General features: G+C 72.2%; 10 protein-coding genes. 8 read left to right on the forward strand and 2 right to left on the reverse strand.

What is annotated here, in order from left to right; all coding sequences use genetic code 11:
- Window positions 1–101 precede the first annotated feature (101 nt).
- Window positions 102–1,154, reverse strand: a complete 1,053-nt coding sequence (glk, locus tag ACH65_RS00855) for a glucokinase (protein ID WP_082190067.1) — start codon at window positions 1,152–1,154, stop codon at window positions 102–104.
- A 385-nt stretch (window positions 1,155–1,539) separates the two neighbouring features.
- Between glk and ACH65_RS00860 the strand changes: the two genes are divergently transcribed.
- The 5 genes from ACH65_RS00860 to ACH65_RS00880 all read left to right on the forward strand — a co-directional run bounded on the left by ACH65_RS00860 (window position 1,540) and on the right by ACH65_RS00880 (window position 8,507).
- Window positions 1,540–2,823: a sugar MFS transporter gene (locus ACH65_RS00860; RefSeq protein ID WP_049620663.1), complete on the forward strand. Its 1,284-nt coding sequence runs from the start codon at window positions 1,540–1,542 to the stop codon at window positions 2,821–2,823.
- An 88-nt stretch (window positions 2,824–2,911) separates the two neighbouring features.
- Window positions 2,912–3,946 (forward strand): LacI family DNA-binding transcriptional regulator, encoded by a 1,035-nt coding sequence (locus ACH65_RS00865; RefSeq protein ID WP_049620664.1) that lies wholly within the window; start codon window positions 2,912–2,914, stop codon window positions 3,944–3,946.
- A gap of 151 nt (window positions 3,947–4,097) precedes the next feature.
- The gene (locus ACH65_RS00870) at window positions 4,098–5,132 is read left to right on the forward strand and encodes an SIS domain-containing protein (protein ID WP_049620665.1); all 1,035 of its coding nucleotides are present in this window, start codon (window positions 4,098–4,100) and stop codon (window positions 5,130–5,132) included.
- Window positions 5,132–6,289, forward strand: coding sequence for an N-acetylglucosamine-6-phosphate deacetylase (nagA, locus tag ACH65_RS00875; RefSeq protein WP_049620666.1), 1,158 nt, complete (start codon window positions 5,132–5,134; stop codon window positions 6,287–6,289). Before ACH65_RS00870 ends, nagA begins: the two co-directional genes overlap by 1 nt.
- Window positions 6,290–6,530: 241 nt before the next feature.
- A complete protein-coding gene (locus tag ACH65_RS00880; RefSeq protein ID WP_049620667.1) occupies window positions 6,531–8,507 on the forward strand; it encodes an alkaline phosphatase family protein in 1,977 nt (658 codons plus the stop codon).
- Between the two features lie 154 nt (window positions 8,508–8,661).
- On the opposite strand, the gene ACH65_RS00885 is transcribed toward ACH65_RS00880, so the two are convergent.
- Window positions 8,662–10,386, reverse strand: a complete 1,725-nt coding sequence (locus ACH65_RS00885; protein WP_049620668.1) for a sulfatase-like hydrolase/transferase — start codon at window positions 10,384–10,386, stop codon at window positions 8,662–8,664.
- 191 nt (window positions 10,387–10,577) lie between these two features.
- On the opposite strand from ACH65_RS00885, the gene ACH65_RS00890 reads away from it, so the two are divergent.
- From ACH65_RS00890 to ACH65_RS00900, 3 genes are all read left to right on the forward strand, one after another.
- Complete coding sequence (locus tag ACH65_RS00890; RefSeq protein WP_049620669.1) at window positions 10,578–12,563, forward strand: bifunctional 2',3'-cyclic-nucleotide 2'-phosphodiesterase/3'-nucleotidase; 1,986 nt, start codon at window positions 10,578–10,580, stop codon at window positions 12,561–12,563.
- A 210-nt stretch (window positions 12,564–12,773) separates the two neighbouring features.
- Window positions 12,774–13,412 carry an RNA polymerase sigma factor gene (locus ACH65_RS00895; protein WP_237561404.1) on the forward strand — a complete coding sequence of 213 codons (639 nt, stop codon included), beginning with the start codon at window positions 12,774–12,776 and terminating at the stop codon, window positions 13,410–13,412.
- Window positions 13,409–14,410, forward strand: coding sequence for a FecR family protein (locus ACH65_RS00900; RefSeq protein WP_049620670.1), 1,002 nt, complete (start codon window positions 13,409–13,411; stop codon window positions 14,408–14,410). Before ACH65_RS00895 ends, ACH65_RS00900 begins: the two co-directional genes overlap by 4 nt.

Here is a 14,410-nt window from a genome sequence, read left to right on the forward strand (position 1 = left end):
GCTCCCCTCCGAGCGGATCTGCGTCAGCGGTGCCGGAACGGCCGGTGCCGCGTGGTTGATTGGGCTCGTGCCCCGGTACAAAGCTGAAACTCCCCCGCGCCTCATGCGCCCTGCCCCCCGTCCTGCGCGCGGCCGTCCAGGAACATCCCGGCCGCCCCGATCACCCCGTGCTGGCCGTGCTCCATCAGGCGCACGGGCACCTGCCGCAGAAAGGCGCGCATCACGCCCTTGTTGAAGAAGCGCTCGGCAAAGCGGCTGGCCAGCAGCAGTTCGCGGATCTGCGGCAGGATCCCGCCGGCGAGGAACACGCCGCCGCGCGCGCCGTAGAGCAGCACCAGGTCGCCCGCGAAGCTGCCCAGCAGGCCGCAGAACACGTCCACCGCCTCCACCGCGGCCGCATCACTCCTGACCAGCGCGGCCTGCGTGATCGCGGCCGGCTCGGCGAGCGCGGGCGCCAGGCCGCGCAGCGTGCAGATGGCGCGATAGAGGTTGAGCAGGCCCGGGCCCGACAGCGCGTGCTCGAAGGAGACGTGCGCGCGCTCGCGCGCCAGCAGGCGCAGGATCTCGATCTCCAGCTCGTTGCCGGGCGCCAGCGCGATCTGGCCCGCCTCGGTGGCGAGCACGCTGGCGCGCGGCCGGCCCGGCAACAGCACCGCCGAGCCCAGGCCGGTGCCCGGCCCCATCACCAGCACCGGGCCGGGCGAGCGCGGCGCGCTGGGCTCGATCACCGGCAGCGTGTCCGACTCGTCGAGGAACTGGGTGGCGTAGGCCACCGCCTCGAAGTCGTTGACCACGACGAGCCGCTGGAGGCCCAGGCCCGCACGGATCTCGCCGATGGACACCGGCCAGGGCAGGTTGTCGTTGACGATGGCGTCGTCCAGCACGTAGCCGGCGCTGGCCACCGCGCACTCCACCGGGGCGGCGTCGCCGAGGCCGGCGGCGAAGTCCTTGAGGATCGCGGTGAGGCTCGGCCACTCGGCGCATACGTAGCGCCGGTAGCGCAGCATGCTGACCGGCCGCGCGCCGTCGGGCCGGCGGCCGAGCAGGCCGATGCGCGCATGCGTGCCGCCCACGTCCGCGGCGAGCAGCAGCGGCTCCTGCGCCGCGTCGCGCGCCGCCGTCTCTCCGTGCCCGGCCAGATCCGCCACACCCATGCCCGTGTTCTCCCCCGTCACGCGCCTGCATGACCATCGAATGACGGCGGCATATGGCCATAGCATGACAACGTTGTCAACACGACTTTTTGAGGTCGCCGCAAAATCCGGCGAACGGCCATGGAAGGCCGCCCGGGCAAGGCCGGCCGGACCACGCACCAAGCCTTATTCAACAAGGCTTGCACCCTCAATGATCCACACCAGGTGGCGGCGCCTTGTGCATGCTGCGATGCCGCACCGGAGCCGCCCTACCGGTTCCCGCCGCAGACCTTATCGAAAGTTCTTTGCAGAAAAAATTGACAACGTTATGCCTCCCGCTCCATAAAGCCGCCACGGGGAGTGCCGGCAGCGGCACCAGGGATCACATCACGCGGGGAGCTTGACCATGTCATCCACGACGCTCGCCACCGGTACGTCGCGCACGGCCCTCGGGCCGATGCTGATCATCGGCCTGCTGTTCTTCATCTTCGGCTTCGTTACTTGGCTCAACGGGCCGCTGATCACCTTCGTCAAGCTCGCCTTCCAGGTCTCGGACACCTACGCCTTCCTGGTGCCGTTCGCGTTCTACCTCTCCTACTTCTTCCTCGCCCTGCCGGCCTCGGCGGTGCTGCGCCGCACGGGCATGAAGAAGGGCATGGGACTGGGCCTGTTCGTGATGGCGATCGGCGCGGTGATGTTCGGCCAGTTCGCCACCATGCGCCTGTTCGGCGGCACCCTGGTCGGGCTGTTCGTGATCGGCGCGGGCCTCGCGCTGCTGCAGACCGCCTCCAACCCGTACATCAGCATCGTCGGGCCGATCGAGAGCGCGGCGCAGCGCATCGCCTTCATGGGCATCTGCAACAAGGCCGCCGGCATCCTCGCCCCGCTGGTGGTCGGCGCGCTGGTGTTGCGCGGCATCGGCGACCTCGACCAGCAGGTGAAGGCGGCGGCGACGCCGCAGGCGCGCGAGGCCCTGCTCGACGCCTTCGCGGCCAAGGTGCACGTGCCCTACCTCGCCATGGCCGGGCTGCTGGCGCTGCTCGCGGCGTGGGTGGTGCGCTCCTCGCTGCCGGAGGTGAAGCCGGCCGGCGACAACCGCGAGGAGACCATCGGCCACCGCGACGGCAGCCTCTTCTCGTTCCCGCACGTGTGGCTGGGCGCGCTGTGCATCTTCGTCTACGTGGGCGTGGAGGTGATGGCGGGCGACGCCATCGGCACCTACGGCGCCGGCTTCGACCTGCCGCTGGACCAGACCAAGCTGTTCACCGCCTTCACCCTGGCCGCGATGCTGGTGGGCTACGTGGCCGGCCTGATCCTGATCCCACGCTTCGTCTCGCAGCAGCGCTACCTCGCCATCTCGGCGGTGCTCGGCGTGCTGTTCACGCTGGGCGCCTACGTCACCCACGGCTACGTGTCGGTGGGCTTCGTAGCGGCGCTGGGCTTCGCCAACGCGATGATGTGGCCGGCGATCTTCCCGCTCGGCATCCACGGCCTGGGCCGGCACACCGAGGCGGGCTCGGCGCTGCTGATCATGGGCATCGCCGGCGGCGCGATCATCCCGCAGCTGTTCGTGCACCTGAAGCAGCACCTGGACTTCCAACTGGTGTTCGCGCTGCTGATGGTGCCCTGCTACCTGTACATCCTCTACTACGGCCTGCGCGGGCATCGCGCGGGCACCGCGCGCGCGTGACCGATGCCGGCTGTGACCTTACGACACACTGCCCTCTCCCCCGGCCGGCCGGCTACGATGGCCGGTCGAGTCACCGGAGTGCCTGCCGTTGCAAGCTGTCACCATCAAGGAGGTCGCCCAGCGCGCGGGCGTGTCGCTGAAAACCGTGTCGCGCGTGATCAACCGCGAGGCCTCGGTACGGCAGGACACGCGCGAGAAGGTGCAGCGCGCGATCGACGCGCTGGGCTACCGCCCCAACCTCTCCGCGCGCAGCCTGCGCAGCACGCACTCCTACGCGATCGGCCTGGTCTACGACAACCCGAACGCGCACTACGTGATCAGCATGCAGGACGGCGTGCTCTCGGCCTGCCGCGAGCGCGGCTACGGTTTGCAGATCCATCCCTGCGATTCGGATTCGCCCACGCTGGCGCAGGAGCTGGTGGCGCTGGTGCGCCGTTCGCGCCTGGCCGGGCTGGTGCTGGCGCCACCGATGTCCGAGCAGGCGGAACTGATCGCCGCGCTGAAGGCGCAGAAGATCGCCTTCGTGCGCATCATCGCCGCGCGCACCGACCCGGAGGACGGCTCGCCCTGCGTGTGGGTGGACGACCGCGACGCGGCCTACGCCATCACCGAGCACTTGATCCAGCTCGGCCACGCGCGCATCGGCTTCCTGTGGGGCGACCCGCACCACCGCTCCAGCCCCGAGCGCTACCAGGGCTACGCCGATGCGCTGAAGGACTACGGCCTGCCGCTCAACAAGAAGCTGGTGCTGCCCGGCCGCTACGCCTTCGACGACGGCTTCCGCGGCGCGCGCAAGCTGCTGGCGCTGAAGGAGCCGCCCACCGCCATCTTCGGCAGCAACGACGAGATCGCCGCCGGCGTGCTGGCCGCGGCGCGCTCGGCGGGGCTGGACGTGCCGTGGGATCTCTCCATCGCCGGCTTCGAGGACAACCCGTTCTCCAAGCAGGCCTGGCCCGCGCTGACCACCGCGCGCCAGTCCACCAGCGAGATCGGCCGCCACGCCGCGCTGCGCCTGATCACCGCGCTGCATCAGCCCGAGGACGGCTCGGCGCCGATCGCCAACGAAGGCTTCGTGCCGGAGCTGGTGGTGCGCGGCTCCACCGCGCCGCCGCGCAAGGGCTGAGCGGCGGCGCGCCGCGCGCCGCGTCCCTCGCCCGACATCTCCTCGCCGTACCGACCCGCCGCGCCGCTGCGCGGCAGCGCCGGCGCGCGCCCTTTGCCATCCCCCGCCCCCTAGCCGGGCCCAGGCCTCGCGCCGGCCCGCGGACCTTGCCATGACCGAACCCAGCAGCACCCTGATGTACCAGGAGGCGCACGCCAGCGCCGAGGTGATCACCCGCCAGCTCGAAGCCAACGCGCCCATCGCCGCCGCGCTCGGCGAGCGCCTGCGCGCCAGGCCGCCGCGCTTCATCGTCACCTGCGCGCGCGGCAGTTCCGACCACGCGGCGGCCTACGCCAAGTACGTGTTCGAGACGCACCTGGGCCTCGTCACCGCCTCCGCCTCGCCGTCGGTGGCCTCGATCTACGACAGCCGGCTGCAGCTGGAAGACGCGCTGTTCGTGGCGATCTCGCAGTCCGGCAAGAGCCCGGACCTGCTGCGCAGCGCGCAGGCGGCGAAGGAGGCCGGCGCCCACGTCGTGGCCCTGGTCAACGTGGAAGATTCGCCCCTGGCCGCGCTGGCCGACACCGTGCTGCCGCTGCGCGCCGGCCCCGAGCGCAGCGTGGCGGCGACCAAGAGCTACCTCGCCACGCTGGCGGCGATCCTCCAGCTCACCGCGCACTGGCGCGGCGACGACGCCGTGCACGCCACGCTGGCGCAGCTGCCCGAAGCGCTGCGCCAGGGCTGGGACGCCGACTGGCGTTCGCTCGGCGAGGGCCTGCGCGGCGCGCACAACCTGTTCGTGGTGGGCCGCGGCTATGGCTTGGGCGCGGCGCTGGAGGCCGCGCTCAAGCTCAAGGAAACCTGCGGCCTGCACGCCGAGGCGTTCAGCGCCGCGGAGGTGAAGCACGGCCCGATGGCGCTGATCGGCGAAGGCTTCCCGGTGCTGTTCTTCGCCCAGGACGACGGCACGCTGGACAACACGCTGAAGGTGGCCGAGGAGTTCCGCGCCCGCGGCGCCCGCGTGTGGGTGGCCGCGCCCGGCGTCGACGGCGTGGACGCGCTGCCGCTGGCCGCCGGCCTCGCGCCGGTGGCGACGCCGCTGCTGGCGGTGCAGAGCTTCTACCGCGTCGCCAATGCACTGGCGCTAGCGCGCGGCTACGATCCGGACGTGCCGCCCAGCCTCAACAAGGTCACGGAGACGATGTAATGAGCGAGACGCTGCGCGCCCTGGTCAATGCGCGCGTGATGACCGACGCCGGCCTGCGCCGCGACCTCGCCGTGCTGGTGCGCGGCGCGCGCATCGAGGCGCTGGCCGCGGGCGACGACGCGCGCCTGGCCGGCGCCCCGGTGCACGATCTCGGCGGGCGCCTGCTGCTGCCCGGCTTCATCGACGTGCAGGTCAACGGCGGCGGCGGCCTGCTGTTCAACGACGCGCCCACGGTGGCGACGCTGCGCGGCATCGCCGCCGCCCACCGCCGCTACGGCACCACCGGCCTGCTGCCCACGCTGATCACCGACACCGCGCAAGCCATGCACGCGGCGCTGGAGGCGGTGGACGCGGCGATCGAGGCCGGCGTGCCCGGCGTGCTCGGCATCCATCTCGAAGGGCCGTTCCTCGCGCCCGCGCGCAAGGGCATCCACGACGCTCGGCTGTTCCGCCAGCCGAGCGCCGAGGAGATCGCCGACATCGCCCGCCGCCACCGCGGCGTGGTGATGCTCACGCTCGCGCCCGAGCAGGTGCCGCTGGCGGCCATCCGCAGCCTGGCCGAGGCCGGCGTGATCGTCTGCGCCGGCCACACCGCCGCCGACTACGCCACCACCCGCGCCGCGCTGGACGCCGGCGTGCGCGGCTTCACCCACCTCTACAACGCCATGACCCCGCTGGGCAGCCGCGAGCCCGGCGTGGTCGGCGCCGCGCTGGACGACGAGGCGAGCTGGTGCGGCCTGATCGTGGACGGCCACCACGTGCACCCGGCCAGCCTGCGCGTGGCGATCGCCGCCAAGGCGCGCGGCAAGAGCGTGCTGGTCACCGACGCGATGCCGCCGGTGGGCAGCGCGCGCGCCGACTACGTGCTCAACGGCCAGACCATCGTGGCGCGCGAGGGCATCTGCCAGAACGAGGCCGGCGTGCTCGCCGGCTCCGCGCTCGACATGGCGACCGGCCTGCGCAACCTGGTGCAGCGAGTCGGCCTGCCGCTGGAGGAAGCCTCGCGCATGGCCAGCGCCTACCCCGCCGCATGGCTCGGCCTGGCGGCCACGCACGGGCGCATCGCGCCGGGGCTGCAGGCGGACTTCGCGGTGCTGGACGACGGGCTGGTGGTGCGCGAGACGTGGATCGGCGGCGTGGCGTATCCGGCGGGTTGAAGGGCTTCGCGTCGCGGCGACGGGTGCGAGCAATCGGTCCCTCGATGCGGAAAGCAGACGAAGCCCGCCCGCCCCAAGCCACCGCAACCTGCTCCCTCTCCGCGTGCCCCGACGGAGAGAGGAGGCAAAGCTCGACACGCCTTGGCCTCGCTGAATCCGCGCACGGCTTTCCCACTGCCACCAAACCGCAAACTCCGTCGGCCACCATGGCGAGCTGCTCACGCCCCGATCGAGGTCGCCCATGCCCATCCGCCCCCGCCTGCCGCGCCGCGCCGTCGCCGCGCTGCTGCTCACGCTCGCCGCTGCCACGCCGGCCCTCGCCGCCAAGCGGGTGATCGTATTCGTGTGGGACGGCATGCACCCGGACGCGATCAGCGCGGAGGACACGCCCAACCTGCTCGCACTCTCCCGGCGCGGCGTCACCTTCGAAGACAACCACGCCACCTACCCCACCTTCACCATGGCGAATGCGTCGAGCTTCGCCACCGGCGCGTTCCCGGGGCCGCTCGGCTTCTACGGCAACCGCTTCTGGGCACCGCACGGGGAAGGGCTGGACGCCAAGGGCGGCGCGGTGGATTTCCGCCAGCCGGTGTACACCGAGGACTACGCCCTGCTGCGCGACCTCGACGCGCACGAGGACGGCCACGCCCTGCTGGAACTCCCCACGCTGTTCGCCGCCGCGCACAAGGCGGGCCTCAGCACCGCGCTGGTCGGCAAGTCCGGCCCGGCCTTCCTGCAGGACTACCGGCTCGCCAACGACGGCCGCGGCGAGGGCGTGCTGCTGGACGAGAACACCGCGCTGCCGCGGTCCTTCGCCAGGGCGCTGCAGCAGGCCGGCTACCCGCTGCCGGCCCGCGTCGTGCACACCTATGGCGCGGGCCTGATCAGCCTGCGCGAGGACAACGGCGAACCCACCGCGCAGGGCAAGGCCGCGTGGCTCAAGGACGGCGTGAGTTCCGACGCCACCGCCGCCGGCGACACCACGCCCGAGGCGGCCAACGCCTGGATGATGAAGGTGTACCTGGACGAGGTGCTGCCCAAGCGCCGGCCCGACCTCAGCATCGTGTGGCTGCGCAACCCCGACACCACCGAGCACGTCTACGGCGTGGGCTCGCCCGAGTTCCACCGCGCACTGCAGGCGCAGGACGCGCTGCTCGGCGAACTGCAAGCCAAGCTCGAGGCGCTCGGCATGGCCGGCGACACCGACCTGGTCGTGGTCTCCGACCATGCCCACAGCAACGTGGCCGGCCCGCGCGACCTGTTCCCGCTGCGCCAGATCAACGACGGCCGCGTGGCCGGCGTGGATCCCGAATGGGGCTACTCCGTCTCCGGCGGCGTGCGCCTGGCCGACGAACTCACCCGCGCCGGCTTCGCCGCCTTCGACGGCTTCGGCTGCATCTATGCGCCGGTGATGAGCGGCCTGCGCGCCGACGGCAGCCCGCTCCGCCCCACCCGCTACGACGACGACGGCCGCCTCTGCGGCAAACCCGGCCCCTACACCACGCCAGGCTACAAGGTGCCCGACGAACTGCCCAGGGGCGCGCTGGTGATCGCCCCCAACGGCGGCACCGAATACCTCTACCAGCCCGAGCACGACGCGGCCACGGTGAAGCGCGCGGTGCGTTACCTGCAATCGCGCGAATACGTGGGCGCGATCTTCGTGGCGCGCCGCTACGGCAAGCTTCCCGGCACGCTGCCGGCGGAGGACGTGCACCTGGAGAACGCCGCGCGCGGGCCGGACATCATCCTGAGCTACGCCTGGGACGCGGACGCGCTGATCCAGGGCTTCCGCGGCACCGAGTACGAGAGCCTCTCGAACGAGCGCGGCCAGCACGGCAGCTTCAGCCCCATCGACGTGCACAACACCCTGCTCGCCGCCGGCCCGGGCTTCCGCGGCGGCTTCCGCGACCCGCTGCCCAGCGGCAACGTGGACGTGGCGCCCACCGTCGCCGCCCTGCTCGGCCTGCCGCTGCCCACCGCACAGGGCCGCGTGCTGCGCGAGGCGCTGCGCGGCGAGGCCGGCCGCGCGCTGGACGCCTACCGCGTGGCGCCGGCGGCGCTGCGCCCGCGCGAGGCGGCGGCGGGGCTGCGCACGCAGCGCCTCGACGGCAGCGCCCTGCCCGCCACGCGCTACAGCTTCCGCGTGCAGCTCAAGCGCCTCACCGTCGAGGGCAGGACCTACACCTACTTCGACTACGCCGCACCGGAGCGGCACTGAGCCACCGGCGCGCCAGAGCGGCACGTCCAGGCCCGCTCATCGGGCAAGGGCGGCTGCGCACCGCCACCCGGCCCCGTGTAAGGAGCGCGCTCGCGCGCGACCGCCACGTTGCCGCGTCATCGCTGCGTAGGCTTTTCGCGCACAAGGTGCGCTCCTACTGGAACACGTGCAGGTGGCCGAAGATCCAGGCGTGGTAGGAATCGAGCAGCCCCGGCACCGGGCAGCCGGTGTAGCGGCCGTCGCAGCGCTCGCGCAGCGCGTCGGCGGCGGAGAAGTACGGGTCGGCCGGCAGCCCCGCCGCCTGCAGCACCATGCCGGGCAGGTAGGCGATGTCGAGCGCGGGGTAGGTCGGCAGCGGCGCGCCGGCGAAGTTGCTCTTCACCATGTAGTAGGTGAGGTAGTGCTGCAGCGGCTGCAGCGCCGGCGGCCAGGTGCGCGGCAGGCTGCGGATGCGCCCGTCGAAGGACGGCTGGTGGTCGCCGAAGTGCACCAGCACGGTGGGCTGGCCGCGGTCGAGGAAGTCGTGTTCCAGCTGCTGCATGCCGCGGTCGGAGGCGCGCAGCTGGGCCAGGTAGGTGCTCACGTTGAGTTCGGTCTGCGCCGGCAGGCCGGGCACGATGCCGCGGTTGAACGGCGGCGGCAGGTTCTCCAGCGGGTCGAGGTCGTGCGGGCCGTGCTGGTTGATGGTGAGCACCATCAGGAATACCGGCTGGCCAGGCTTCTTCACCTTGTCGTAGACGCGCTTGGCGGCGGCGAACATCTGCGCGTCGCTCTCCTCCCACGGGTCGAGGCCCAACTCGTCGGCGTCGTGGAACTGGCTGAAGCCGTAGGCGGTGTAGGCGTTGCGGCCATTCAAGAAGGCGCCGTTGGTGGGATACACCGCCACCGTGAGGTAGCCCAGCCGCTCCAGCTGCTGCGCCAGCGCGTCGCGCATGCGCGGTGCCAGCACGTAGGGCGCGTACATGCCGCCGGGGCCGAAGACGTCCTGCGGCAGGCCGGTGAGCGCGGCGAACTCGCTCACCCAGGTGCCGCCGCCGAAGGTATGCACGCGCAGCACGCCGTGGCCGCGCGTGCGCGCGTCCGGCTCGAACAGGTGCGGCGCGCGGCACTCGGGCAGGCCCTGGCACATGGCGAAGTTGGAGGGGTCGAAGGTGCTTTCCTCCAGCACCTCGACGATGTCCGGGTACGGGGCCGTGGCCACGCTGGCGCGGCCTGGGGCGGTGGCCGCCCAGTCGCGCTCGGCCTGCGCGGCACCGGCGAGCGGCGGCAGCCGCACGCCCGAGTCGTAGAAGTAGACGAAGAAGTTGGTGAGCAGCGCATCGTCGGAGAACTTCTCCCACGCGCTGCGCGCATACACGCGCCCGTACGGCCCCGCTGGCAGCAGGCACAGCCAGAACGCCAGCGCGCACAGCGCCACGCCGCCCAGGCGCAGGCCGAACGTGCGGCCCCGCCGCGCCCCGGTGAACAGGCGCCGGTCCAGCCACCAGGTCAACCCCAGCAGCAGCGGCACGCTCAGGCATACGGCCAGCCCCAGGCCGTACAGGTGCGGGTAGCGGCGCAGCGTCTCCAGCAGGCTGCTGTGCGTGTAGTAGACGAAGTCCTGCGGCATCAGCCCCGAGTCGAGGTATTGCAGCTTGAGCGCGGAGACGAAGCGCAGCCCGAGGAAGGCGCCGCCGCTCGCCACCAGCGTCAGCGCCGGACGGCCGGTGACGAACAGCAGCACGCCGCTGGTGCACAGCATCAGGCTCAGCACGAAGGCGCGCTGCAAGGGCTGCGGCTCGCTCCAGGCGGAGAAGGCGACACAAAGTACGAAGACGGCCAGCGCGCAGGCCAGCACTACGGCGCGCGGGCGCACGGAACGGAACGGACGAAACGACATGAAGACTGCTAGCCCCCTGAGGCCGGCGCGAAAGGGTGCGCCATCTTAGAGCCTGCCAGCCGTCGCGGCGCTTTCGCTCGCCAACGCCATGCAGCGCCACCGCATCGCCTGCCGCGCCGGCCCGCGGCATCGGATCGCCACGACGATCTGCTAGGGTGCCCGCCATTGTTTTGCGCACCGATGGAACGCCGATGTCCCTCCGCCTCGCCCCGCTGGCCCTCGCCGCCGCCCTGCTCGCCGGCTGCGCCGGCCAGACCTTCCGGCCCGGCCAGCTGCCCGACGGCGCGCGCGCCGACGTGGCGATCCTGGAAACCACCGACGTGCACGCCAACGTGCTCAGCTACGACTACTTCAAGCAGAAGGCCGACGCCTCGCTGGGCTACGAGCGCACCGCCACCCTGATCCGCCGCGCCCGCGCGGAGTTTCCCAACACCGTGCTGCTGGACAGCGGCGACACCATCCAGGGCACCGTGCTGGCCGACTGGCAGGCCAGGGTGAAGCCGGTCGGCTGCGGCGAGGAGCTGGCCATCTACAAGGCCATGGACGCGCTCGGCTACGACGGCGGCACCGCCGGCAACCACGAGTTCAACTACGGCCTGCCGTTCCTCTCCCAGGTCACCGGCACGCCGATGAACGTGGACGGCGGCGTCGCGCAGCGCTGCGCCGGACCGCATTTCCCGCTGGTGCTGGCCAACGTGTACAGCGCCCGCGACGGCCAGCCGATCTTCCCGCCGTGGACGGTGATCACCAAGACCGTCGCGGCCTACACGCCCGACGGCAGCAAGCTCGAAGTGCCGCTGAAGATCGGCCTGATCGGCTTCACCCCGCCGCCGATCCTGCAGTGGGACCGGCAGAACCTCGCCGGCAAGGTCACCGTGAGCGGCGTGGTGGAGGCGGCGAAACGCTACCTGCCGCCGCTTCAGGCCCAGCACCCGGACCTGATCGTGGCCGTGCTGCACGGCGGCCTCGACACCCACCCCTACGACGGCGGCATGGAGAACGGCGGCTGGTACCTCGCCGGCCTGCCCGGCATCGACGCGCTGCTGCTCGGCCACGCCCACACCGAATTCCCCGGCCCGCACTACGCCGGCCTGAAGGACGTGGACGCCACGCGCGGCTTCGTGCGCGGCACGCCGGCGGTGATGGGCGGCTTCTTCGGCAAGGACCTCGGCGTGATCAAGCTGGCGCTGGAACGCCACGGCGGCCGCTGGACGGTGGACAAGGCCGACACCCACAGCGAGGTGCGCCCGATCTGCCCGAAGAAGAACGACTGCGTACCGGCCGACCCCGCCATCGCGCCGCTGGTGGCCCCGGCGCACCGGGCGGCGATGGCCTATGTCGACACGCCCATCGGCGAGAGCGCGCTGCGCCTGTCCAGCTACTTCGCCGACGAAGGCGACAGCAGCGCGCTGGCCGCCGTCAACGCGGCGCAGGCCGACTACGTGCGGCGCGAGTTGCCCAAGTTCCACCCGGAGCTGGCCGGCATGCCGGTGCTCTCGGCCGCCGCCGCCTTCCGCACCGGCTTCGGCGGCCCGGAGGACTACACCGACGTGCCGCCCGGCCCGCTCACCCTGCGCAACGCGGCCGACCTGTACTTCTATCCGAACACGCTGAGCGCGGTGAAGGTGGACGGCGCCGGGCTCCGCGCCTGGCTGGAGAAGGCCGCCGAGCGCTTCAACCGCCTCGACCCCGCGCAGGCCGGCGAGCAGCCGCTGATCGGCAAGGACCTGCCCGGCTACAACTTCGACCAGTTGCAAGGCGCGGGCCTGGCCTACGTGATCGACCCCAGCCGGCCGGCCGGTGCGCGCATCACCGCGCTCACCTGGCAGGGCCGGCCGGTGCCGGCGGCGCAGACCTTCGTGGTCGCCACCAACAACTACCGCGCCAGCGGCGGCGGCAACTTCCCGGGCCTCGACGGCCGCAACGTCGTGCTGGCCGCGCCCGACGGCGCGCGCGAGATCCTGGCCGCCTGGCTCAAGCGCCAGGGCCGCCTCGACGCCGCCGCCCTGCCCCCGCGCGCCTGGCGCTTCGCGCCGCTGAAGACCCGCGGCCCGGTGGTCTTCACCAGCGCCAGCGGCAAGCAGGCCATCGCCCGCGCGGCCGGCCTCGAAGGCATCCGCCAGCTGCGTGACCACGGCGACGGCACCGCCACCTACGCGATCGACCTTTCGCGCTGAGCCTCGCCAGGGCCGGCCGGGGCATCCTCGGGCGGCCCCGAAAAAAATTTTCCGGCGGAGGTAGGGGGGTAGGCGGGGTCCCGCGTTTTACTGGTCAGGGAGATGCGTACCGCATCCGTTTTTACCGGGTCGATCCCTGCTCGACCCGGGCCCCGTGCCAGGACGTGCCGGACCAAAGCCTTCCGCAAGGATGCGGAAGCACCCACTTCCATGTCCGCGTTACATGCCGTTACGTTATCGTGGCAGCATCTAGACCGGGCAGCACACGGCGGTAGTGCAATGGAATGGGGTACGGCCGAGCGCGACGACTCCGCGCTCCCATCGAGCAACCAGCGGGAATTCGAAGCGTTCGTGCGCGGGCAACGCGAGACGCTGGTGGGCTTTCTGCGCCGGCGCTTGCCCTCGGAAGACGATGCCCAGGACATCGCGCAGGAAAGCCTGGTGCGCCTGATGCGCTACCGCGGCCAGCCGCCGGAAGCGTGGACGGCGCTGCTGTACCGCATCGCGCTCAATGCCATCAACGACCGCGCGCGCCGCGCCCTCACGCACCACGACGCGCGCCACGTCAGCCTCGACGACGGCATGGCCGAACTGATGTCGCCGGAGCCGACGCAGGAGCAGCGGCTGGCCACGCAACAGCAACTGGCCCTGCTGCAACGCGCCCTGCTGGCCTTGCCGACGCGCTGCCGCGAGGTGTACCTGCTGAACCGTATCGAAGGCCTGAGCTACACGGAAATCGCCCGCCACTGCGGCATCAGCGTAAAGGCGGTGGAAAAGCACATCGGCAAGGCGCTCGCACTGTTGCGGCGGAGCCTGGCCGCCACGGACACGGAGACGTCACGGCCATGAATGCCCCCTCGCTCGATACCTCACCCCGCCTTCCCGATAGCGCCGAAGCCTGGCTGGCGCGCCTGCATGCGCCCGATTGCAGCACGCAGGACCGCGCCGCCTTCGAACACTGGCACGCCGCCAGCCCCGAGCACGCGCGGGCCTACGCCGAGGTCGAGCGCCTGCATGCCAGTGCCGCCCTGCTGGCCGGCGATCCCCTGCTGCGCGCCGCGGCGCGCGCGGCCGCCCGCCGCGGCGCACGGCGGCGCCGGCTCGCCTGGCTGGTGCCCTCGGCGGCGGTCGCCGCCGGCGCGTTGCTGGCGCTCGGCCTGCTGCAGCGCCCGCGCGATCCCGCGCCGGTCGCGCAGCATTTCGCCAGCGGTACCGAGGTGCTCGAGGTCGCCCTCGGCGACGGCACGCAGCTCAAGCTCGACGCCGACGCCGCGCTGACGGTGCGCCTCGGCACGGACCGGCGCGAGGTGCAGTTGGAACGCGGCCGCGCCGAATTCCACGTGGCCCACGACGCGCGGCGGCCGTTCGCGGTGCAGGCCGGCACCAGCCTGGTCCGCGACCTCGGCACCGTGTTCCAGGTCAGCCGCGCCAGCGACGGCGTCACCGTGGGCCTGCTCGAAGGCCAGGTAGCGGTCAGCGGCGGCCAGGGCGGGCAGGCCTGGAGCCGCCCGCTGCAACCGGCGCAGCAGCTGCACGTCGACCCGCACGGCAAGGCCGGCGCCGTGGCGCCGCTGGATCTGGCCGCCGCGCAAGGCTGGCCCGCGGGCGAGCTGGTGTTCCGCGAGCGCGCGCTGGGCGACCTGGTCGAAGACATGAACCGCTATGCCTCGACCAAGCTGCGCCTGGGCGATGCGTCCCTGTCCACGATCCGCGTCAGCGGCAGCTTCCATGCCGGCGACCAGGAGGCCCTGGCGCGCGCGCTGGAACACGGCTGGCAACTGCGCGCGGTGCGCACCGATCCGGCCATCATCCTGCTCTTGCCACCCCATACCGCAGGACGGCGCTGA

It is taken from the genome of Frateuria defendens (assembly GCF_001182895.1).
GTDB lineage: Bacteria > Pseudomonadota > Gammaproteobacteria > Xanthomonadales > Rhodanobacteraceae > Frateuria_B > Frateuria_B defendens.

Bases quoted from the DNA above. Each gene is read 5' to 3' on its own strand.
- glk (WP_082190067.1), bottom strand. From the start codon at position 1,154: ATGGGTGTGGCGGATCTGGCCGGGCACGGAGAGACGGCGGCGCGCGAC.
- ACH65_RS00860 (WP_049620663.1), top strand. From the start codon at position 1,540: ATGTCATCCACGACGCTCGCCACCGGTACGTCGCGCACGGCCCTCGGG.
- ACH65_RS00870 (WP_049620665.1), top strand. From the start codon at position 4,098: ATGACCGAACCCAGCAGCACCCTGATGTACCAGGAGGCGCACGCCAGC.
- nagA (WP_049620666.1), top strand. From the start codon at position 5,132: ATGAGCGAGACGCTGCGCGCCCTGGTCAATGCGCGCGTGATGACCGAC.
- ACH65_RS00880 (WP_049620667.1), top strand. From the start codon at position 6,531: ATGCCCATCCGCCCCCGCCTGCCGCGCCGCGCCGTCGCCGCGCTGCTG.
- ACH65_RS00885 (WP_049620668.1), bottom strand. From the start codon at position 10,386: ATGTCGTTTCGTCCGTTCCGTTCCGTGCGCCCGCGCGCCGTAGTGCTG.
- ACH65_RS00890 (WP_049620669.1), top strand. From the start codon at position 10,578: ATGTCCCTCCGCCTCGCCCCGCTGGCCCTCGCCGCCGCCCTGCTCGCC.
- ACH65_RS00895 (WP_237561404.1), top strand. From the start codon at position 12,774: ATGTCCGCGTTACATGCCGTTACGTTATCGTGGCAGCATCTAGACCGG.
- ACH65_RS00900 (WP_049620670.1), top strand. From the start codon at position 13,409: ATGAATGCCCCCTCGCTCGATACCTCACCCCGCCTTCCCGATAGCGCC.